21 protein-coding genes are annotated in these 23270 nt (G+C 23.3%); 9 read left to right on the top strand and 12 right to left on the bottom strand.

Annotated elements, in window-relative coordinates; all coding sequences use genetic code 11:
* Positions 1-35 precede the first annotated feature (35 nt).
* The 7 genes from N3A58_00160 to serS all read right to left on the bottom strand — a co-directional run bounded on the left by N3A58_00160 (position 36) and on the right by serS (position 6112).
* A complete protein-coding gene (locus N3A58_00160; protein MCX8057813.1) occupies positions 36-710 on the bottom strand; it encodes an amino acid ABC transporter permease in 675 nt (224 codons plus the stop codon).
* Positions 707-1450: an amino acid ABC transporter ATP-binding protein gene (locus tag N3A58_00155; GenBank protein MCX8057812.1), complete on the bottom strand. Its 744-nt coding sequence runs from the start codon at positions 1448-1450 to the stop codon at positions 707-709. The genes N3A58_00160 and N3A58_00155 overlap by 4 nt, the downstream gene beginning before the upstream one ends.
* Positions 1451-1528: 78 nt before the next feature.
* The gene (locus N3A58_00150) at positions 1529-2236 is read right to left on the bottom strand and encodes an amino acid ABC transporter permease (protein MCX8057811.1); all 708 of its coding nucleotides are present in this window, start codon (positions 2234-2236) and stop codon (positions 1529-1531) included.
* 156 nt (positions 2237-2392) lie between these two features.
* Positions 2393-3145, bottom strand: a complete 753-nt coding sequence (locus N3A58_00145) for a transporter substrate-binding domain-containing protein (GenBank protein MCX8057810.1) — start codon at positions 3143-3145, stop codon at positions 2393-2395.
* Between the two features lie 127 nt (positions 3146-3272).
* Positions 3273-4217 carry a hypothetical protein gene (locus N3A58_00140; protein ID MCX8057809.1) on the bottom strand — a complete coding sequence of 315 codons (945 nt, stop codon included), beginning with the start codon at positions 4215-4217 and terminating at the stop codon, positions 3273-3275.
* Between the two features lie 19 nt (positions 4218-4236).
* Complete coding sequence (locus N3A58_00135) at positions 4237-4809, bottom strand: helix-hairpin-helix domain-containing protein (GenBank protein ID MCX8057808.1); 573 nt, start codon at positions 4807-4809, stop codon at positions 4237-4239.
* A gap of 28 nt (positions 4810-4837) precedes the next feature.
* Entirely contained in the window at positions 4838-6112 is a 1275-nt protein-coding gene (gene serS, locus N3A58_00130) for a serine--tRNA ligase (GenBank protein MCX8057807.1), read from the bottom strand.
* A 150-nt stretch (positions 6113-6262) separates the two neighbouring features.
* Between serS and add the strand changes: the two genes are divergently transcribed.
* The 5 genes from add to N3A58_00105 all read left to right on the top strand — a co-directional run bounded on the left by add (position 6263) and on the right by N3A58_00105 (position 13559).
* Complete coding sequence (add, locus tag N3A58_00125) at positions 6263-7357, top strand: adenosine deaminase (GenBank protein MCX8057806.1); 1095 nt, start codon at positions 6263-6265, stop codon at positions 7355-7357.
* Positions 7358-7459: 102 nt separating this feature from the next.
* Positions 7460-9103, top strand: a complete 1644-nt coding sequence (locus tag N3A58_00120) for a FapA family protein (GenBank protein MCX8057805.1) — start codon at positions 7460-7462, stop codon at positions 9101-9103.
* Positions 9057-11444, top strand: a complete 2388-nt coding sequence (locus tag N3A58_00115) for a DEAD/DEAH box helicase (protein MCX8057804.1) — start codon at positions 9057-9059, stop codon at positions 11442-11444. Before N3A58_00120 ends, N3A58_00115 begins: the two co-directional genes overlap by 47 nt.
* 16 nt (positions 11445-11460) lie before the next feature.
* Positions 11461-12234 carry a hypothetical protein gene (locus N3A58_00110; GenBank protein ID MCX8057803.1) on the top strand — a complete coding sequence of 258 codons (774 nt, stop codon included), beginning with the start codon at positions 11461-11463 and terminating at the stop codon, positions 12232-12234.
* Positions 12235-12248: 14 nt separating this feature from the next.
* Positions 12249-13559, top strand: coding sequence for an ROK family protein (locus tag N3A58_00105; protein ID MCX8057802.1), 1311 nt, complete (start codon positions 12249-12251; stop codon positions 13557-13559).
* Positions 13560-13591: 32 nt separating this feature from the next.
* Here N3A58_00105 and N3A58_00100 read toward each other — a convergent pair whose 3' ends face one another.
* Entirely contained in the window at positions 13592-14080 is a 489-nt protein-coding gene (locus N3A58_00100) for a hypothetical protein (protein ID MCX8057801.1), read from the bottom strand.
* Positions 14081-14215: 135 nt separating this feature from the next.
* Between N3A58_00100 and N3A58_00095 the strand changes: the two genes are divergently transcribed.
* From N3A58_00095 to map, 3 genes are all read left to right on the top strand, one after another.
* Entirely contained in the window at positions 14216-16327 is a 2112-nt protein-coding gene (locus N3A58_00095; GenBank protein ID MCX8057800.1) for a hypothetical protein, read from the top strand.
* A gap of 95 nt (positions 16328-16422) precedes the next feature.
* On the top strand, positions 16423-16881 hold the full coding sequence (locus N3A58_00090) for a polymer-forming cytoskeletal protein (protein ID MCX8057799.1): 459 nt from the start codon (positions 16423-16425) through the stop codon (positions 16879-16881).
* A 9-nt stretch (positions 16882-16890) separates the two neighbouring features.
* On the top strand, positions 16891-17637 hold the full coding sequence (map, locus tag N3A58_00085; protein ID MCX8057798.1) for a type I methionyl aminopeptidase: 747 nt from the start codon (positions 16891-16893) through the stop codon (positions 17635-17637).
* 232 nt (positions 17638-17869) lie between these two features.
* Here map and N3A58_00080 read toward each other — a convergent pair whose 3' ends face one another.
* The 4 genes from N3A58_00080 to N3A58_00065 all read right to left on the bottom strand — a co-directional run bounded on the left by N3A58_00080 (position 17870) and on the right by N3A58_00065 (position 22613).
* Positions 17870-19543: a 5'-nucleotidase C-terminal domain-containing protein gene (locus N3A58_00080; GenBank protein MCX8057797.1), complete on the bottom strand. Its 1674-nt coding sequence runs from the start codon at positions 19541-19543 to the stop codon at positions 17870-17872.
* 207 nt (positions 19544-19750) lie between these two features.
* Complete coding sequence (locus N3A58_00075) at positions 19751-21067, bottom strand: glucose-6-phosphate isomerase (GenBank protein ID MCX8057796.1); 1317 nt, start codon at positions 21065-21067, stop codon at positions 19751-19753.
* An 81-nt stretch (positions 21068-21148) separates the two neighbouring features.
* Positions 21149-22147: an SPFH/Band 7/PHB domain protein gene (locus tag N3A58_00070; GenBank protein ID MCX8057795.1), complete on the bottom strand. Its 999-nt coding sequence runs from the start codon at positions 22145-22147 to the stop codon at positions 21149-21151.
* 28 nt (positions 22148-22175) lie between these two features.
* The gene (locus N3A58_00065; GenBank protein MCX8057794.1) at positions 22176-22613 is read right to left on the bottom strand and encodes an NfeD family protein; all 438 of its coding nucleotides are present in this window, start codon (positions 22611-22613) and stop codon (positions 22176-22178) included.
* A 235-nt stretch (positions 22614-22848) separates the two neighbouring features.
* Between N3A58_00065 and N3A58_00060 the strand changes: the two genes are divergently transcribed.
* Positions 22849-23270: cob(I)yrinic acid a,c-diamide adenosyltransferase (locus N3A58_00060; GenBank protein ID MCX8057793.1), on the top strand; the 422-nt coding region annotated here is incomplete at its 3' end.

The raw sequence follows: 23270 nt of genomic DNA, 5'->3' as shown, positions 1-23270 counted from the left end.
TTTTGAAAAAAAGTCAATTTTAGAAAATATTTAAATTATTTTAAATGTGAAATATCAAAACCAGGGATATATAATTTTTTCTCAATCCAATCTGCAAGTTTTGTTATAACAAAAATCATTAGAAGATATAAAACTCCGATTAAAACAAATGTTTCTATATAATAATATGTATCAGAAGCAAAAAATTTTGCTTGAGCAAATAGTTCAGGAACAGCTATTAAATAAGCAACGGAAGTATATTTTATAAGGTAAATAATTTCATTTGTAAGTGCTGGTATAGAAAATCTTACTGCCTGAGGAAAAATTATGTATCTTATGGCTTCCCATTTATTAAGTCCTATTGAATATGCTGCTTCAAGTTGTTCTGTTGTAATAGCTAAAAAGCCACCTTTCAAATATTCTGACTGATAAGCTGCTGAATTAAGAACGAATCCAATAAGTGCTGCATGAAAAGGTTTCAATTTTATTCCAATTCCAGGTAAGCCATAATATATAAAAAACATTTGAACTATCATTGGAGTTCCTCTAACAATAGTAATATAAGCCTTTGATAAATTCTTAAAAAATTTATTGCCATAAATAACTCCAATAACAAGAGGAATAGCAAGGAGGAAACCAAAGATAGCACAAAATAATGTTAATTCAATAGTTAGAGATATTCCTTTGATGAAATCTGGCATCCTAATAAATAATTTTTCAAAAAAATTCATTTTTCTTCTCCATACAACTCAGAAATTTTATTTAAAAAAGATTTTGTTCTTTCATTTTTTGGATTAGTAAACATTTCTTTCGGAGAACCAGATTCAACAATTTTCCCTTTTTCCATAAAGATTATTTCATTGGCAACATTTTTTGCAAATCCCATTTCATGGGTTACACAAATCATTGTCATTCCTTCCATAGCGAGCTTTTGCATTACCTGTAAAACTTCACCAATAAGTTCAGGATCTAATGCTGATGTTGGTTCATCAAAAAGCATTAATATTGGATCCATTGCAAGGGCTCTCGCTATACCAACTCTTTGTTGTTGTCCACCAGAAAGTTCTGCTGGATATTTATCTTTATGATCAGCAAGACCAACTCTAGCTAACTCAAACATTGCTTTTTCATAAGCTTCTTTTTTTGGCATTTTAAGAACTTTTATTAATCCTAATGCAACATTATCAATAGCTTTTAAATGTTTAAAAAGAGCAAAATGTTGAAATACCATTCCTATTTTTCTTCTTATTTTATGTAGATCAACTTTATGTGATGTTATATTTACACCCTCAATATAAATTTCACCTGAATCTGGAGGGTTTAGCATGTTTATGCATCTAAGAAGAGTAGATTTTCCAGTACCAGAAGGACCAATAATAACTTTAACCTCCCCTTTTTCTACACTAAATGAAACACCATCTAAAATAACATTATGCCCAAATCTTTTTTTGATGTCTTTAACTTCTAATATAGCCATTTTTTCTCCTTGAAATTTTTAATAAATTTTTTAAATAAAACTAAAATTGATAAGTCGTTAAATATTTTTATGTCATTGTGATATTAAAAATCCTGGTACTTCAAACTTTTTAGAAATATATTTAAATAAGTTATAAAACAATTGAAACAAAACAAAATATAAAATCGCAGCAGCAAAATAAACTTCAAAAGGTCTTGCAGTTTGAACAATAATATCTCTTCCATTTTTTAAAATTTCAGATATTCCAACAGCATAAGCCAGAGGAGAGTCTTTTAAAACAATTGTAAACTCATTTGTAAACCCTGGTAATGATAATCTAACAGCTTGTGGAAGTATAATATTAAAAAAGGTTTCAAACTTTGTCATACCAAGTGAAAGACCAGCTTCCATTTGTTGAGAACCTATTGATAAAATAGCGCCTCTGTAAATTTGTGCTTGATATCCAGATGAACATAATCCAAGACCGATTACAACGGCTACGAAAGGATTTAAATTGATTCCAATTAAAGGAATTTTTGGCAAACCAAAATATAGAAAGAATAGTATTACAAGTATAGGAGTTCCTCTCATAACCCATTCATAAAAATAGATTATTTTTTTAATTAGTTTTGAACCATAAATGTGTAAAAAGGCAACAATTATACCAATAACCATTCCTATAAATATAGAAAATATTGTTATTTCAATTGCAACTAATGAACCGTTCATTAATATTGGAAAAACTTTAATAATAAATAAAAAGGATTCTTTCAATTTTTCTAAAAAAAATAATAGACCCATAATAAATATCCTATTGTTTTTCTAACTAAAATTATTAAATAAAAAATTCAATTTTCAATATTTTTTTAAAAAAAATAAAAAAAATAGGGGAATATCTTTACTTTCTTATTAAAGATAGATTCCCCTATTTTTAAATAAATTTAAAAAATACTTTTTTTATAAGTATTTTAATAAGATGTTATTCCAAGAGTCTGAATTGAGAATTTTCTTAAGAACATTATTTATTTTTTCAAGTAATTTTGATCCTTTTGGTAATGCTATACCATAATTTTCACCAGTATCAATAGTAAAGATTATTTTTATTGGTTTTAATTTTGAATAACCTAAAGCAGCAGTATCATCTATTATTACTAAATCTACATTTCCATTTAACATATCAGTGATTGCTTCAATATTTGTTGGATATTTAACAAGATTAGCAGGTGGCATTTTTCCCTTTGAAACAAAATTTTCATCGATATAAATTTGACCAGTTGTACCATTTTGAACACCAATTTTATATTTAGCTAAATCTTCAGGTGAAGAAATAGATATTGAAGATTCCTTTTTTGCTATTATTGCTTGATTTGCAATATAGTAAGGAATAGTAAAATCAACAACTTGAGCTCTTTCAGAGGTTATAGTAATTGCAGCTATTGCTGCATCAATCTTCTTTGCTTGCAGTGAAGGAATAAGTGCATCAAAGTCCATATCAATAATATTTATTTTCATGCCAAGCTCATTAGCTACAAGTTTTATTAGTTCCATATCTATTCCCTTGAATTCTTCTCCCTCTTTGAACTCAAATGGAGGATATTCTGCGTTTGTACCTACATTAAATACAACTTCTTTTTTTGCTTTACAATTAAATAAACATAAAACTAGCAAAAAGAGGATTAAAATTAATACAAATTTTTTTAAAAATTTCATATATTTCTCCCAATTTAAAAGTTTTTATAAAGATAAAAAAAAGTTAAAATTTGTCAAATTATTTTTTTTATAATGTAAAATAATATAAAAATATGGAAAAATATATGTTGAAAATTTTAATTAATTATTACGATTTTTTTGTATTCAGTTCGTACATTAATTTTTTATATAATTTAAAATAATTTGAATTTACAAATTTCTTTACTTTTTCTTTCGGTAATTTTTCAAGAAGCTCATTTAAATATTCAAATATATTTTTTAGTTCTTTTAAATTTTCTGGTAAGTTTTTTTCTTTATTTGAATCTTCTTTATATTCATCATTAAAAATTTTATCGTTACTAAATTCTCCATCTAAATTTTCAATATTATTTAAATATTCTGGATTAATTTCTTCATTTTCTTCTAAATAACTTGTTTCATTCTCTAAATCTTCTATATTTTCATTTTCTTCTATAATATCAATTGAATCATTTTCTATAATATTTTGATCTTCATCTTTGAAAATGTTTTTTGCAATATTTTCTGAAAATTGATTTAAGTATTTATTTCTTTCAGTTTCTTCATATTCTCCAACATTGTTTTCGTAATTGTTTTCAACTATTAAATATTTTTCTTTTGACCTTTTTTTATAATAATCTGTGAGATCATCTAAAGTCATTACAACTACATCTTCATTATTAATTTTTTTATCTGAGACTAGCTTATTAATTTCAGGTTTATTTAATATTGATTTTTCTTTATCTTCAATAATATTTTGAGAAATTTTTTCTATATAAGATTCATAATCATTTTCTAAATTTGAGATACTTTCTTCTTCATGGCCTATTTTTAGTTTTTTATCAAAATCTTTCAATTCTTTTATTTGATCATTAAAATTATCTATTTTTGATTTATCAATAATTGTAAATATTTCTGTTTCATCAATTTTAATGCTATTTTTATCTTCTATAGTTTCTTCTAAATTATCATTATAATTATAAACTATTTTATTATCTGTGGTTTGAATGTTTTTTTTATTAGGTTTCTCCTTTTCTTTCTTAAAAGTTTTTTTTAAAATATCAAAAATTTTCATATAAAACCTTTTTTTACAATTATTTATTATTAATTATAAAATATGATTTAATCTTTTCAAATATTTTTTCTCCAATACCTTTAACTTTTATTAAATCTTCAATTGAATTAAAATTTCCATTTTGTTCTCTCCATTCGATGATTCTTTTTGCAAGAGTTGGACCTATTCCAGGGATTTGAATTAATTCTTCATAGGTTGCTTTATTAATATCTATAGGAAAATTCACTTTGGAAAGTGTTTTATTGTTTATTAAGTTTTTATTTTTAATATTGGTATTGTTTTGATTATTGAAATTTTTTTGTGAAAAATTTAAATTATTTGAATCTATTTTTTTTATATTTGAAATATAATCATAGAAAAAGTTTTTTTCACTTAATGGGATTAAATCTTCTTCAATATAAATATTTAATAATTCTTCGTTATTTAATTCATTTAAATTTAATTTTTTGTTTTTCTGAGATGGGCTAAATTCTAAAGTTAGAATTTCATTTATTACTTTTTCTTCCAATTTTTCTTCAATTTTTATTTTAATGAAAAAAAATGATAATGTAAGAACAAGCAAAATAATAATAACAAGATATTTTGTATTCATTATTAAGTTTTTATATAAATTTTATAGTTTATTTTTTTTTAATTTTCTCAATGCCATTCATATATGGTATAAGTATATCTGGAACTTTTATTGAACCATCTTCTTGCTGGTAAATTTCAATCAATGGAATAAGTATTCTTGGAGATGCTATAGCAGTATTGTTTAATGAAAATGGAAAATATAGTTTACCATCATTTGTTTTTACTCTTATATTTGATCTTCTAGTCTGATAATCCAAGAATGAACTACATGAATGAGTTTCACCATATGAATTTCTAGAGGGCATCCAAACTTCTATATCATCTTTTTTAATTTGTCCAGCTCCTAAATCTCCTGTGCATACTTTAACTAATCTATATGGTAGATTTAATTTTTCTAAAATTTCGCATGAATTTTTTAATAAAAATTGATGAAATTTATCAGATTCTTCTTTATTATTTTTGCATATAATTACTTGTTCTACTTTTTCAAATTGATGTATCCTATATAATCCTTTTGTATCTTTTCCATAAGTTCCTGCTTGTCTTCTGAAACAAGTCGATAGACCAGCAAACATTATTGGTAATTTTTCTTCAGGAATTATTTCATCTAAATAGTAAGACATTAGAGTTACTTCAGATGTTCCTATCAAATATAAATCATCCTTTTCTATAAAATACGCTTGTTCTTTACCAAAAGGAAAATAACTGGTGCCAACCATAGCTCTTTCTTTTACAAAGAAGGGAGAATAGATAATATTAAATCCTTTAGAAATTAAATGATCGATTGTGAATCTTATTAAAGCATTTTGTAAAAGTACAGCTTCATTTTTTAAGAAGTATGTTCTTGTTCCTGATATTTTAGATGCCCTTTCAAAATCAATTAGATCTAGATCTAAGCCAAGTTCTATATGGTCTTTTGGAGTAAATGTAAAAGATGGTATAGTTCCCCATCTATAATATTCTACATTTTCAGTTTCATTTTTCCCCACCGGTACTTCAGGATCTGGAGGATTTGGTATTTCAAGTAACTTAATATTAAAATCACTTTCTATTTTTTTATATTCTTCCTCTAAATTTTTTTCTTCTTCTTTAAGATTTTTTAATGTATTAAGCAATTCATCTTTTTCTTTTTTATCTTTAATTAATGGTATATCTTTTGATATTTTATTTTTTTTTGCTTTTAAATTTTCAATTTTAGTTAATATATTTTTCCTATTATTATTTAGTTCTAAAAAAGAATCAAGATCAAAATTAAAGCCTTTTTTAATTATTCCATCTTTAACTATTTCAGGATTTTTTTCTATAAATTTAATATCAAGCATAAAATAATCCTTTTTTATTTAATATAAAAAATTAATTAATATAGTCAATAATTCATTAAAAAATAATAATATTTTTCTGTTTTTAATCCGATTATTTAAAAAATTTTAATATATTTAATTTTTGCTTTAAATACAAATTTAAGGTTTTTTATGGATAATTCTAAAATAGAGTTAAATGTAGGTAAGGAAATATTATTAAATAAAGATACTATTAAAAAATTTCCTAAAGTTGAACTTCATAGGCATTTAGAAGGTACTATGCCTTTAGAAACTCTTTACGAAATTTCAAAAAAAAATAAGATAGGATTGCCTGATAATTTTGAAGATTTTAAAAAGGAGGTACAATTTCCTTCTGACTCAAAACCTGATTTTTTATTATTTCTTTCTAAATTTAGAAATAATTATTACAAAACATATAAAGATATTGAGATTTTGACTTATAATGCAATAAAGTCACTTAAAGAGGAAAATATTTTTTATATTGAATTAAGATTCTCACCTGAACATTATTCTATTGAAAATAATTTTGATAGAAAGGAGATTACTAAATTAATAATAAACATTGGTAATAAAGCAGCAAAGGAAGAAGGTATCAATATAAAATATTTATTGACATTTAATAGAAATAAACAAAACCAAGATGAAATGATAGAATTATATGATAAATTAAAAGATGTAGCTCCGGAATATGTTGTAGGAATAGATCTTGCTGGCGATGAACTAAATTATCCTCCCAAACTTTTTACAAAATTTTTTAATATAGTTTTTAATGATAATTTATATAAGATAACAGTTCATGCAGGAGAAGTTACTGATTCTAAACAAATATGGGATGCTATATTTTATCTTTATGCTTCAAGAATAGGACACGGAGTTGCAACTATAGAAGATAAGGAGTTACAAATATTTTTGAAAGATAATAGAATATATTTAGAGCAATGTATAATTTCAAATAAGCTTACTGGTTCTTGGGAAAATGATAAAACCCATCCATTTGGAGAATTATTTAGAAAAGGAATTCCAGTAACTTTAAATTCAGATGATCCAATAATTCAAAATTCTATATTAACAGATGAATATATAAAAGTAATAGAAAATTTCGACTTTACTTTAGAAGATTTAATAAATTTAAATCTTAATACTATAGAAGCTTCTTTTTTAAATGAAAAAGAAAAATCTGTGTTAAAAAATCAATATATCCTAGAGGTTAACAAATTTATTAAAAACTATATTAAAACGAAATAAAATAAATTTAAACATTGTTTTTTTTATTTTTGTATTTTATATTGAAAATATTTTTAATTTATTCTATAATTTTGTTAAATAATATAATTTTTTTTATTAAAAATGAAATTTTATTTTAATAAAAATTTACCTGTTAATATTTATATTGATAATATTAAAAATGGAAAAATTGTTAAAGATGAAGTATTAGAAATAGTAAAAAATTTTGTTAAAAAAGATCAACTAATTATTGAATTAGAAGATGAAAAGGAAACAGTTAATTTTACAGGTTCTTTTTATTTCAATCAAGATAAGAAGAAATTATATGCACCATTTCAAGGATATATCTGTTTTTCAAATGAAATAAAGATATATCCCCTATATATTATCTCAAATGATAATATGAAACTTTACCTATTATTACCATATAATGTTAATGATGTTGATTATGATCAACTAAAGAGTGAACTACTAAGTTTAAATATCTTTAATTTTAATCCAGATATATTAAAAGAATATAGGAAACCAGGTTTTTATACAATTCATAAGGGAAAGTATCCAAAAGATGGTCATTGTGAAAAAATTTATTTACTTATTGATGATAAAGTTATTCCAGGACTTATAGATGAATATGGAAATATTGATTATTTTGAAAGAAAATTTTTAGTTCCTGTTAAAAAAGGTGATACTATTGCAAAAATTGAACAAGAATTGCAACCTGAGGATGGAAATGATTTATTTGGGAAATTAATTCCTGCAAAATATGATAACAAGCCTCTCTATCTTTTAGGTAAAAATGTTAGTAGGGCTGAAGGCTTTGTAATTGCTGATTGTGATGGTATTTTATCAATTAAAGAAAATAAGATAAATGTAATAGATTTCGTTAAAATTAAAGGAGATATTTCCATAGCATCAGGAAATATACATTCAAATTCTTCGGTAATTGTTGATGGAAATATATTAGAAAATATTGAAGTTGAAATAAATGGAGATTTTTATGTTCTTGGAGGGATATATAGTCCTAAATCATTAACTATTAATGGAAATTTATATTTAAGAAAAGGAATTGTTGGTAGAATAGATTCAATCTATAATATTGAAGGTGATCTTTTTTGTCAATACATTGAAAACTGTTATATAAAAGTTAAGGGTAATATTATAGTAGAAAGAGAAATTATAATGAGTTCTGTTTTATCTAATAAAAATATAATTGTTACAAAGAAAGAAGGAGAAATACTATCATCCAAGATTACTTTTTATCAAAAATTATTTGTTAATTCTTGTGGAAAAGAAAGTGGTGGAAAAAATGAAATTATAATGGGTTATTCATATGTAATAGAGGATTTATTAAAAGATGTAAAGAAAAAAGAAGATGAACTTTTAAAAAATAAAAGTAAATATAATGAAAATGAATTTTATTTAAAAATGAATATAATAAATGATTACAGAAATAAATTAGTTAACAATCTTTACAATTTAAAATCTAAAATATTTCTTTTTGATAAAATGTATTATGATAATGTAATTTATTTTTATAAAGGTAAATTTTGTGCAGATGAAATAATAGAAAAGAAGATATTTGTACTTGATGTTGATTTAAAATTAAAATTGGCTAATTTTCTTGAGACTATAAGGAAACAAATTCTTGAATATTGTGAAAAATTTTATAAGATAAGTGAAAAAATAAGTAAACTTGAAAGCAAAGAATTAGAGACTAAATATGTTAAAGAAAGAAAAAGAGAACACAATAGAGAAGATTTTAAATGAAATAAAACAAAATATTAGATTGATATATGAAATTAAAGAAAGAGATGGTATTTATGAAGAATATCCTGATGAAATAGATCAAAAATTAAAAGAATTTTTTCAAAATGAAGGAATTAAAAAACTATATAGACATCAGTATTTATCATATAATAAATTAAAAGAGAACAAAAATATACTAATTACAACTCCAACAGCTTCAGGTAAATCATTATGCTACAATTTGTATATTTTGGATTATATTATAAAAAATAAAGTTTTATCTCCAAAAGCTATTTACATTTTTCCGACTAAAGCTTTAACATCTGATCAAGTTGAAAAATTGGATAAAATTAATGATTTCTTAAAAAAAGTATCAGAATTTTTCAATATATATGTTTATCAATATGATGGAGATACTCCCTCTTCAATAAGATCGGCAGTAAGAATTAATGGAGACATTATTCTTACAAATCCAGATATGTTACATAACGGTATATTACCTAATCATACAAAGTGGTCTAAATTTTTTCAAAATTTAAAATTTATAGTTATCGACGAGTTGCATGTATATAAAGGTATTTTTGGATCGCATTTTGCCCTTCTTATTGAAAGATTAAAAAGAATAGCCAAATTTTATGGCAATATTAACATTCAATTTATTTTATTATCTGCAACTATATCTAATGCAAAAGAACATGCAGAAAAGGTTATAAATGAAGAAGTTTTTCATATAGATGAAAATGGAGCACCAATAATAAGTAAAAAGTTTATTTTTTATAATCCACCTCTGATAAAAGGACTAAATATTAGAAGAGGAATATTATCTGAAACCGTTAAGATTTCTTCAAAATTATTAAAAAATACAGAATTTCAAATTATTAACTTTTTTCCTTCTAGATTATATGTTGAATTGGCTTCATCATATTTAAAAAAATTAAATAAAGATTTAGAAAATGAGATTTCTTCATATAGAGGGGGTTATTTACCAAAAGAGAGAAAAGAAATAGAAAAAAAGTTAAAAGAAAAAAAGATAAGATATGTTTCTTCAACAAATGCTCTTGAATTGGGAATTGATATTGGATCTTTTGATGTTTGCATTATATCTGGTTTTCCAGATTCTATAGCCTCATTTTTCCAGCAAGCTGGAAGAGCAGGTAGAAAAGGAAATTCTTATGTTTTTTTTATTGCATCAAATTCCCCTATAGATCAGTATTTTATGGATAATCCTGAGATTTTCTTTAAGATGAATCCTGAAAAACCAATGATTAATCCTTACAATAAATATGTTTATTACTCACACTTAAAATGTGCTTTATTTGAGTTACCTTTTAATGAAGATGAAAAATTTTATTCTTTTGATCCATCTTCAATTTTAAATGAAATGACTAAAGAGAATGTTGCCAAAAAAGAAAAGATAACTTTTTATTATACTGATAATTCATTCCCAGCGGAAAATGTTTCATTAAGAAATTCTGATCCAGAAAACTATGTTATAATTGATACTACTAATAATAAAAATATAGTAATAGGTGAAATGGATAGAATTTCTGCTTTCTCTCTTTTATTTCCAAAAGCAATATATCTTCACAGATCCCAAATTTATGAAGTTGTAGAACTTGATATTAGAAATTCTAAAGCTTTTATAAAAGAAGTTAGTGCAGATTATTATACTGATGCTTTAACAAAAACTGATATAGAAATATTAAAACAAATAAAGGAAAAATTGTTAAAATTAAATAATTCAAATTTATTAATTACATATTTAAATGTAATGGTTACTACAACAGTTTTTAAATATAAAAAGATTAAGTTTTTCACTTCTGAGAATGTTGGATATGGAGATATTAGTCTTCCATCTTATCAATTCCCAACAGAGTCTATATTTATAGGTTTTGATGATATTAGAAGTATATTGGATAAAATGAAAAAGGAATTTATTAAAGAAAAAGAAAATGAACTAGATAAAAACATTGAATTGTTTATTTTTTATTTAAATAATGATCTTTATTTGAATGAATTTATAAGTGAAATTATAAATAGTTTGGCATATCAATCTTTGCATATTTTTGCTTTAATTCTTTCTTGCGATAAAAAAGACTTAGGTTATTCTGATTTTTTAAAATCTCCATTTTATAATATTCCTGGATTTTTTATTTTTGATAAAATTTACGGAGGTGTTAATTTAAGTAAAGAGATGTTTAACCTTTTACCTGAAGTATTTAAAAATTTTATAGATAGAATAGATAATTGTTCCTGTGAAAAAGGATGTATTTCGTGTATAGGTATTATTGATGAGTTTAATGGTTATAAAAAAATTAATAAAAAAATAATAAAGAAATTTTTAGAAAATATTATTTGTTAAAAATTGTATATAATATATGGAAAATTTAAAAAAATTAGATTTAAAAATCTTAAGAAAAATGGGTCGAGCTTGTCTTGATTATGATTTAATAGCTGATGGGGACAGAATATTAATTGCTGTTTCAGGAGGGAAAGATTCTGTTACATTGCTTGATTTATTGAGAAAAAATTTAATTTATAGAATATTGCCGATTAAATATGAATTAAATGTATTTCATTTATCTATAAAAAAAAGTGATCAATATCAAATTGTTGAGGATTATTGTAAAGAGTATAAAATACCTTTTTTTCATAAAGATAGTAATTTAATTGATATTGTTTTAAAAGAGAAAAAAAATCCTTGTTATTTATGTTCACAAATTAGAAGAAAATGGATATTCGAAGAAGCCTATAAATTAAAGATTAAAAAAATTGCATTGGGACATACTAAAGATGATATAGTAGCAACATCACTTATGAATATTTTTTATCATAGGACTTGTGCTTCACAACTAGTTAAATTACCTATCTTAGATGAAAAATTTGTAATTATAAGGCCTCTTGCGTATATTGATGAAAGAGAAATTACAGAATATAAAGATTATTATAGATTACCTGTATTTAAACAACATTGCACAATAGGAGATAATAAGAGGAGAAAATATATTATGAATTTGATAAATTCAATAGAAAAAGATATTCCAGAAATAAAAGACAATATTTTTGCAAGTTTTAGAAACCCATCTTATAATTTTTTTTTGGACAGATATTTTTCACCCCCTGATCATAAAGGCAAAAAGTATAGACCATAAAGTGGAGAAAGTTAATGACTAGTAATATTAATAAAAAAAAATTTAATGTGATAAAAGATATTGTTTTGTCACTTGATATTGGAGGTACTAATATAAAATATGGCTTTATAGTAAATTATAAAATACTACTGTGGGGGCAATTAAGAATATTTTCAGAAATTAGTGTTTATGAAATTTGCTTGCTAGTTGAATTTCTTATTTTTCTTTATAATAAAAACTTTTTTATAGTAAGCTCAGAAAGTTTTGAATCAGGTATGCATGATAAAAGAATTTTTTATAAAAAATACATAGATGAGTATTTTAATCCTTTTTTTGTAGAAATGACTAAAAAGAAAAAATATATAGAATATTTTAATAAAATCTTAAATATAAATATTATTTCTTTTGAGAATTATTTAAAAAACTTAATAGAAAAAATATTTATTAATAGTAATAGTTTTTTCATTCTTAGTAATTTTTATTTATTGAAAAATTTAAAAGAAAAAAATATAAAGTTTCTTGCTATATCATCACCTGGTTTTTGTAATAATATTGATAAATTGATAGAAAGTGTAAATCCAAATTTACCAAATATAAGTGGTTTAAGTTTTAATACTTTTTTAGACTTAAAAATACATATTATAAATGATTTAAATGCTCAAGGGTATTATTATATTTACTTAAAAAAACAAAAGAATTATAACGATGAAATTATTTTTATAGAGGATAAAAGAGTTAAGAATGAAAATTTTAAATTAAATTTTCATAAAAAATATTTTAAATATAGTAAAGATAATAAAAATAGAGATAGTTGTGATATTATAATAGCTATAGGTTCAGGTATTGGTGGAGCTTTAATAATAAATGATAAAATTTTTGAAGGTTTCAATGGTTATGCGGGAGAAATTGGTCATACGATTATAGATAAAAAGTCAGATTTAATTTGTGGTTGTGGGAAAAAAGGATGTGCTGAAACTTTCTCTTCAGCTAGAAGTTTAATTAAAAGTTTTGAAGGTAAATTTAGCAATGGTGAAGAAATATTAAATAATTATTTTTCTGGAACTCTTAGTGATACGGAAGTGAAAACTGTTGATGAATGGATAAATTCTTTAGCAATTCTTACAGGAAATATTATAAACATTTTTAATCCATCTTCAATTGTATATTCAGGTGCTTTAATTGTTAATTTTCCAAATATTATTAAACTTGTTTATGAAAAATTAAAATATTATACATTTGAAATTTTCTTAAAAGATTTAAATTTAGCTATAATTAAGGAAGGAAAGATTGCTGGAATTTTTGGATCCTACTTAAATTTTATAGAAAAAGAAAAGAAATTTTATTAAAGTTATTATTAATATAGTTTTTATGAAAAGACTTATAATCCAATAAACATAGGATTTGTATAACTATTTGAAGGAAGGTGTTCAATTTTAGATAGGATTAAATTATTTGATTCAAAGTTCATTATTACTTTAGTGATTCCAAAATAAGAAGGGTCTCTAATTATTGCAGTTATGACATCATCATTTTGAGATACAAATATATATGTAGTAGGAGATTCATTTTCTATTTTAATTTTTAATATATTTAGTGCTGTTTCTCTAAAAAATGAAAAATATTGAGATTCTTTGTTATCAAATGGTGCTTTAAGACCAAATTCATCAATAATCTGATCTATTATTTTTGAAAGTTCTATTGATAAGATTTCTATTTCTCCATTATCTTTTTTTTTAGGGTAAAAAACTTGGGTTCTTAATTTACCATAAGTCTTTAATAAAGATTCGATTATATTTATAACAGCATCAAATAGTTCAGCACCTAGAGGCGATAAATTTAATTTATCTATATCGTATTTATCTGTCATATAAGTTTATTTTTTAAAAAAATTTATACTAATATAAAAAAAAATCAAATTTATGATATCTTTTAAAATTAAATTATTTTCTTGATTATTAAAATCTTGATAAAAAAATATATTTGTTTAATTTAAAAAATGTGTATGGTTAAGTATAAACCAAAATATTTTAAAATATCTAGCAATGAATCAAATAATAATAAATATTTTTTGAAGGTTTTTTTTATAATTTTTATCTCGATAATAATTTTTATTATAATAATTATTACTTGTTATAATATTTTTATATCAAGCCCATTAAAATTACAAAATAATAAAATTGATACTTTAAAAATAAAAAATGATTTAAAACTTTATTATATTTCTGGCAAATATTATCTTATTAAAGACAGTATTGAAAATATTTTATTTAGCTATAAATTGCAAAAAGATTTTCAAAAGGATTTGTTACTTTTTTATTTTCATGTTTGTTATATTTTAAATGATTTTCTTAATATAGAGAAGTATCTTGAACAATATAAAAAACTTTTTAATAGTGCAGAAATAGATTTAATCTACTCTTTAATTTATATTAAAAAAGGAGAGTTAAACAGGGCAAAAGAAACTATAGAAAAGTCATTAAGAATTAAGAAAGTAAAAAATAAGAAATTAAATATTGAAAATTTTTATTTTAATTTTTCAAATATTTATAATTTAGAAGCTTTTATACTTTATTTAAATATTTTAAATATTCAAAAAAATTATATTGATGGTGAAAATTTAATAAAGGCACTTAAAATACATAAAAATTATGATGTTTTAACTTCTAAATTAAATTTAGATAATTATAAAATAAAAACAGAATCACTTATTAATTTCAATATAGAATATGATATAAGAGTTTATTTCGACATTAATCTTGCATATTTTTTATATATGAATGGTAAGTTTATTGAATCTTTAGATGTTTTATTAAGTTTGGTAAATAGGAAAATTTTACCTCAAAATGAAAGGAAGATAAATTTTTTAATTTCAAATATTTATTATTATCTTGAAAAAAATAAGGAGTCAAAAGAATATTTAAATAAATCTTATAATTTTGGACTTGATTTACAAACATATTATTATAATTATTTAATTAATATTTTTGAGGAGAATATCGATTATTATAAGAATAATCCAAATACTATTATAATTAATGATTTAGAAATAAAAAAAGAACTACTTTTTGATCCTTTTATATATGCTCCATTTTCTATTATACTTTATTTAAATAATATGTTTGAAAAAGTTATAGTTTCATTTGAACATTATAAAATGGAGGAATATTTTGATAGAAATTATAATTTAGAGTTGTATAATAATTTTCTATTTTATATTGAATTTATTTATTTAGATTCTTTTTTTAAATACTACTCGAGTTATTTTTTATCAAAGAATGATTTAAAAGAGAAATTGCTTAAAATTGCAGATAAAATACTAAAAAGAAAATTAAATAATGATAATTTTATTATTTTTTCAAGAAAGTATTTAGAGATTCTTATTTATTTAGATCAATATGATAAATTTAACTCATTTATAATAGAAAATATTAATTTAATTAAGCAAAATATTGATTTAGTAGAATTAATTATGTTTTATAATATTAAAAAAAACAATTTTGTTTATGCATATAATTTTCTTCAAAATTATTTTGATAGAAAAAAAGATATATTCTATTTTTATTATTTTTATAGCTTAATTGAGTTGTTTGAGAAAAATGATATAAATAGTGCACTAAAAACCATTTCAAATTTAGAAGATGTTAAATTAGAAGAGAAAGAAAGAGACAAGTATTATTTTTATAAGGCATTTTTAAACTATTTAAGCAATAAAAGAGAAGAATCTTATAATGTTATTAAAAAAATTAGAGCTTTTGATGGAGAATCAGCAATATTTTATATGTTTATTTTACTTAAATTAGAAAAGTTTGATGAAATTTTAAAATTTTATGATAAATTTAAAGAGATTAATTTTCAAGATCCAATGATATATTTTTTTTATGGTGTTGCTCTTTATAAATTTGAAAGATATGAAGAATCTGCTAATTATTTTTTATATTTGCTTGAAAATAATGTTGGCAATAAAATAAAGTCATATTCATGTACTTATTTAGGTAATATTTATTATTATTTAAATAAGATTGATACTGCTATGAATTTTTATCAGGAAGCTTTGCTTTATGATAAAGAAAATTTAACTATAAAAAATAATTTAAATTTAATAAATAAAAAATAAGTTTTAATTTCCAAAAAAACAAATATAATATATATGTAAATTTAGTACATATAAAAATAATATTAAATTAATATATTTAAGGAGTTTTTATGGCAATGACAGGACCTAAAACAGAAACAGTATTAAATTCTTTAATTGGGGAAAGGTCAGTTTTTGAGGGAAAATTTTACATTGCTGGTTCATTAAAAATTGATGGTAAATTTGAAGGAGAAGTTAAAACAGAAGATGAGTTAATAGTTGGAGAATCGGGTAGAGTTAAAACAGATATTTTTGCTAAAAGAGTTACTATCGCAGGGGTTGTTATTGGAAATATTGAAGCTGAAGAAGAAGTTAAATTATTAGCAACAGGAAAAGTTTTAGGTAATATTTCTGCACCAAAAGTTTATGTTGAAGAAGGGGTTATGGTAAAAGGTGAAATTAGAATTCACGCTGGTCAGAAATCTGATTTTGAAAAACTAATACTTGATTCTTATCAAAAATCACCTAAAATACCTGACTTTGGAAAACAATCAAATGTACCTCATCAACAACAAGGGGCTCCTCAAAATAAATAGTTAATTTTTATGATTATTTTTAAAAGCATTGAAGAAATTAATAGGATGAGAGAAGGTGGAAGAATTCTCTCATCCATTTTTACATATATAAAAGATTATATTGAACCTGGAATTTCTACATATGAAATTGATAAAATAATTGAAGAATTAATTATAAAAAGTAAGGCTATACCATCATTTAAAGGGTATAATAATTTCCCAAATGCTAGTTGTATATCTGTTAATGAGGTTTTAATTCATGGAATTCCATCAAAAAAAATAATTTTAAAAGAGGGAGACATTGTCTCTATTGATGTAGGGGTTTTTTATAAAGGATTTCATACTGATGCTGCAAGAACTTTTCCTGTTGGAAAAGTTAAAGAAGAATATTTAAATCTAATTAAAGTAACTGAGGCTTCTTTTTTTTATGCTTTGCAATTTGCATCAGTAGGTTATAGAATTCATGATATATCTGCAGCTATTGAAGAGTATGTAGTAAAACATAATTTTTTTGTTGTTAGAGAATATGTGGGGCATGGAATAGGAAGAAATCTTCATGAAGATCCACCTATACCGAACTACGGTAAAAAAGGCACAGGGCCTAAAATTCAAGATGGAATGGTTCTTGCTATAGAACCAATGATTTTAATTAATTCAAATAGAGTATATACTAAATCTGATGGTTGGTCTGTAGTTTCTACCAATAATCTTCCTACTGCTCATTATGAAAACACTGTTGCAATAGTAAATGGTAAATCAGAAATTTTAACATTATAAAATTAATATTTATTTATTTTTTCTAATTTTATTATTTATAGTTTTTGGCTACTTTTAAAAATCATTATTTACTTTTTTTAAATTTTTTAATGATTTTAAATTTTTGGATTTATTTATTATTAAAGCAATACTTTTATTAAAAACAAATATAAAAAAAGGGGGCTCAACTAAAGTTGTTGAGCCCCCTTGATTTTTCATAGATTAAAATTATTAAAGAAATAATTAAATCTGATTAAGAAGCAAATTTAAATAATATAAATTTTATAAAATAAGCTGTTTTTTGAATTATTTTAATTCTACCATATAAAATAGGTTTAATTTTTCCACCAAGATATTTTATATATTCTATAAAAACATCTCTTTGGAACATAGAAGTGTCATAGAAAGAAATAGCTTTTTTAAATATAGTATAACCATCACCTCCTGTTGCTAAATATGAATTTGTAGCTATTTTATAGATTTTGTTTGGATCAATAGGTTTACCATTTATTAGTATATTTTCACATTTTCCTGTTTGATAATTAATAGTAAAAGTGACACCATCAGAAACTTGTGGAAATGCACCTGCACCGTTTGGAATAGTTGCAATATAGTTGAATAATTCAATTACATCAGATCCTTTTAACTCAACAATAACAATTGTGTTATCAAAAGGTAATATTTCATAAATTAAACCTTTAGAAATTTCGCCAGCAGGTAAAGCCTTTCTTATACCTCCTCCATTTTGTAAAGCAAAATCAACTCCGAATTTTTTTGTAAACCATAACATTGAGTCAGCTACTAAGTCTCCCAATTCTGTTTCCATTTTTCTTACATTATCATTTGGAAATTCACCTTCAGAAACTCCTATTTTTTCAGCAAGTATTTCTTTAACTTTATCTTTATATGGCATAAGTATTTTTAATAGACCTTCATCTTGTTTGAAAAAAGCATTCTGATCAGCTTCACCTTTATGGTTTATATAAGAAATAAATGTTGATCCATCTTGGTTTTTAAAAGATCCTTTAATGTTAATAGGAACTGGGATCCATTCAAAGCCAATAACTTTCATATTTTGAATTTTTATTACAGCTCTACCTACATATCTTCCCCAATCTGCTGCTTGAACAATAAATGTATTATTTATCTTTATTGGTTCTCTTAAATAAGTATGAGTGTGACCATCAACAATAACATCTATTCCTGGTATATTTCTAGCTAACCATTTTGAACCATAACCTTCTATATCATCATTGTAAATTCCCATATGAACGAGAGCAATAACAATATCAGCTTGTTTTTTTAATTCTGGTACTAAAGACTTTGCAACTTCTACTTCATTTTTTATTATTAAATCTTTAATGATTGAAGGGTTACCTATTTTTAATGTTTCATTTGTTGTAAGCCCAAATATTGCAACTTTAAAACCTTTGAAATCTTTTATTATATAGGGTTTACCTAAATATTTTCCTTCTTTTGTAAATACATTTGCTGATAAAAATGGAAATTTTGCAAGTTCCATCTGTTTTTTTAATATTGATAAGTCATTATCAAATTCATGATTTCCAAGACAAACTGCATCATAGCCCATATAATTCATGCCAAGAACATCAGGTTCAGCTTTAAAATAGTTTGATTCTAAGGTTCCTGTATTGAAATCACCAGCATCAAGTATTAGAACATTTTCATAATCTTTTCTTATCTGATTTATAAAAGTAGCTCTTGCAGGCATCCCAGCTTGGTCATCTATTCTATTATAATTAAATGGGAGTATTCTTCCATGTGTATCATTGGTATGCAATAAAGCTAAGGTATAAATTTTTTCAGGATTTTTTTGAGTGTAAACTCCAGTGCTACAAGAAAAAAGATTAAAAATAAGCAAAAGGATAGATAAAATAAATAAAATTTTTGTTTTTTTAATGATCATTTAAACCTCCTATTTTTTTATTTTAATAAAATTTTTTTTGAATAAAAATGATTTTGTTTAATTAACTTAAATAAATTTAAATTAAATAAAATTTAAAAAATAGTTATTATTAAGTTAATCTAATTTTAAGTGTATTTGAATTGATTTATAATTAAAATTATCTTTTAGAAATAATAAAATAAAATTAAATTTTGTAAGCAAAATATATTAAAAAAATTCATTAATTGTATTTTCAAGCATTTCTTTAAGATTAATTAAATCTTTATTACCCATTAAGGCTTTCATGTTTCTTTTGTAATCTTCAACTCCAGGTTGGTCAAATGGATTAATATTAAGCATATAACCTGAAATACCACAAGAGAACATGAAAAAAATCATAAGTTCTGTAATGAGTTCTAAAGATATTTTATCAATTTCAATTATGGTTATCGGTACGTTTCCATCATAGTGAGCAATTGTAGTTGAGTAAAAAGCTATATTCTGAATCCAACTTAATGATTTATTAGAAATTGTATTAAAGTTATCAAAATCATCTTTGTCATAAGGAATTAAAAAGTCTTTTTGATAATTTGAAACTTTAATAATAGTTTCTTGTAAAAGTCTTTCTCCTTGTTGTAAATATTGACCAATAGAGTGAAGATCTGTTGTAAAAATAGCTGAAGAAGGCATTATTCCAACTCCATCTTTACCTTCTGACTCACCAAATAATTGCTTCCACCATTCAATAAAATATCTAAAACAATCATCATAAGCAATAAGATATTCCACCTTTTTGTTATTATATTTATATTGAAAATTTCTATAAGTTGCATAAAGAATAGATGGGTTTTCTTTGTCAATTTTTTTTAAAGAAGGGATTACATTTTTTAGTGTTTTTCTTATAATTTCTATATCATGGCCTGCACATGCTATCGGAAGTAAACCAACAGGAGTAAAAACTGAAAATCTTCCCCCAATATCATCGGGAATAATATATTTTTTGCATCCATATTTATCAACAAACTTAACCAAAGCTCCTTTGTTTTTATCAGTTATACAAACGATTCTATCTTTAATTGAAGATTCTCCATACTTTTTAATGATAATATCTTTAATAATTCTAAAGGATATTGAAGTTTCAGTGGTAGTACCAGACTTTGATATTACAATTAGACTAATATCTTTGTTATCTAATTTATTTAAAGTTCTTTCAAGATCATAAGGTGATAGATCAAAACCTGTGAAAATAATCTTTCCATTTCCATTTAACATCTCAATTACTGCTTTTGCCCCAAGATAAGATCCACCAATACCAGAAACAATTATATAATCAGAAATTTTAATAAGCTTTTCAGCAGTAATTTTGATATCTTCTATTTGAAACTGGTCAATATATCTATCATAATCAAGCCATCCAAGAAAATCATTTCCAGGCCCATTTTTTTCTAATAGCTTAGCAAGAGACTCTTTTGCTTTTTCAAGAGAGTTTGTTAAACTTTCATTATTTAAAAATTTTTTATGAAAATTAAAATTTAACTTAAACATCTTTTTGACCCCTTAACAATATTATCAGTTTTTTATGATTAATTTTTATATGATTAATTCTAATAAAATAATTTTTTAAAATTATTTTTTATAACTTTCAAAAAGTTCTTTAATTGTACCTATAGAGCTTAAAATAGAAGTAGCTTCAAAAGGTAAAAATACAACTTTATTTTCTTTGCCAGAGCTTATGTCTTTTAAAGCTTCTATGTATTTTAAGGCTATTAAATATTGTGCTGGATCTGCTTTTGTAGATTTAATAGCTTCTGTAACTTTTGTAATAGCTAAAGCTTCAGCTTCAGCAATTCTTATTTTTGCTTGAGCTTCACCTTCTGCTGAAAGAATTTTTGCTTGTTTTTCACCTTCTGCTTTATTAATAAATGCTTGCTTAACACCTTCAGATTCTAATATTCTTGCCTGTTTTTCTCCTTCTGCTGTTAAAATAGCAGCTCTTCTGTCTCTTTCTGCTCTCATCTGTTTTTCCATTGCATCTTTAATATCTTTAGGGGGGTTAATATCCTGTATTTCAACTCTATTAACTTTAACTCCCCATTTGTCAGTTGCTTCATCAAGTATTCTTCTTAATTTATTATTTATTTCTTCTCTTGAAGATAAAGTTTGATCTAAGTCCATTTCTCCTATAATGCTTCTTAAGGTTGTTTTAGCAAGCTTTTCAATTGCATCAGGTAAATTAGCAATTTCATAAACTGCACTTTTTGGATCTGTTATTTGATAATAGATAATTGCATCAATTTCTATAACAACATTGTCTTTTGTAATAACATTTTGTCTTGGAAAATCATAAACATTTTCTCTTAAGTCAATAAGTGTTATAAGTTCCTTTTTTACTGTTACTTGACCATTTGGTAATTTTTTTACATAGTTCCATTCTATTTCTCTTGGTTTATCAATAATTGGAAAAATAAAATTTAATCCTGAATTAAGCACTCTATGAAATTTTCCAAGTCTTTCTACAACCATTGTTTTAGCTTGAGGAACAATTCTAATTGATTTACCTATTATAATAAGTACAAAAAGCAAAAATATTATAACAAATATTACAAATCCTGACAAAACTCCCATTTTTCCTCCTTAATATGTTATTTTTTGACTATACTTTTTTAATAATTACTTTTGCTCCTTCTACTTTAACAACTTCTGCTATTTCATCGATTTCAAAAGTAATATTGTCTTCTATTGAGATTGCTTTCCAATCTATTCCTTGAATTTTAATCCTCCCAGTTCCTGAAATATTGTCTACTTTTTCTATTACTTTACCTTTTTTACCAATAAGAAGATCAGTATTTGTTTTATTTTGATTTGTTTCTTTATAAACAATTTTTAAAAATAAAGGCCTTAAAAATATAAAGGCAAGTAAATTCATAATAGCAAATATTAAAATTTGAACATAAATATTTTTTATAAAAAAAGCTGAAATCATAGATGCAATGGATCCTATAGAAAAAATTGAAATTAGAAAACCAGGGGTAAAAATCTCAAAAATTATTAATGCTATAGCAATTATCAACCATATTATCCATAATTCCATAGATCAAACTCCTAAATTTTTTAATTGTGAAAATTTATTGAAATTATTTGATGATAGATTTATATTAATAAAGTTTTAATCTAATTTAATTTTAACAAACAATTATAATTTTTCAATAAAATAATTAAAAAAGGAGTTAATTTAGTAAATAAAAAGTTTATTTTTTTTAAAAAAATTTTATTTATATTTTAAACAAATATATTTTTTATTAAAAATTATAAAAATAGGAGTTTTTATGAGTATTTCAACAGGAAAAGGAGATAAAGGAGAAACTTCTTTATGGTCTGGGGAAAGGGTATCTAAAGATTGTATTAGAGTTGAATCATATGGTACAATTGATGAATTAAATTCTTTTATAGGGGATGCAAAACATTATATTACATTGGAAGAGATTAGAAATATCTTAGAAGAAATTCAAAATGATCTTTTTAAAGTTGCAGGGGAACTTGCTTCATTATCAAAGGAATTTATCAAACCAATAAGAGATGATGATGTTTTAAGATTAACAAATTATGTTCATAAATATGAAAATGAAATTGGTCTAAAAGGCTTTGTAATACCAGGTAGTACTGTTGGATCTGCAAAGCTTGATATTTGTAGAACTATTGCTAGAAGAGCAGAAAGATTAATTGTTAAACTAAGTAAAGAAGAAAAAGT

The organism is Spirochaetota bacterium (assembly GCA_026415295.1).
GTDB lineage: Bacteria > Spirochaetota > JAAYUW01 > JAAYUW01 > JAOAHJ01 > JAOAHJ01.
The sequence above is the reverse complement of the archived record's forward strand: the minus strand, read 5'-3'. Positions and strand labels throughout refer to the sequence as shown.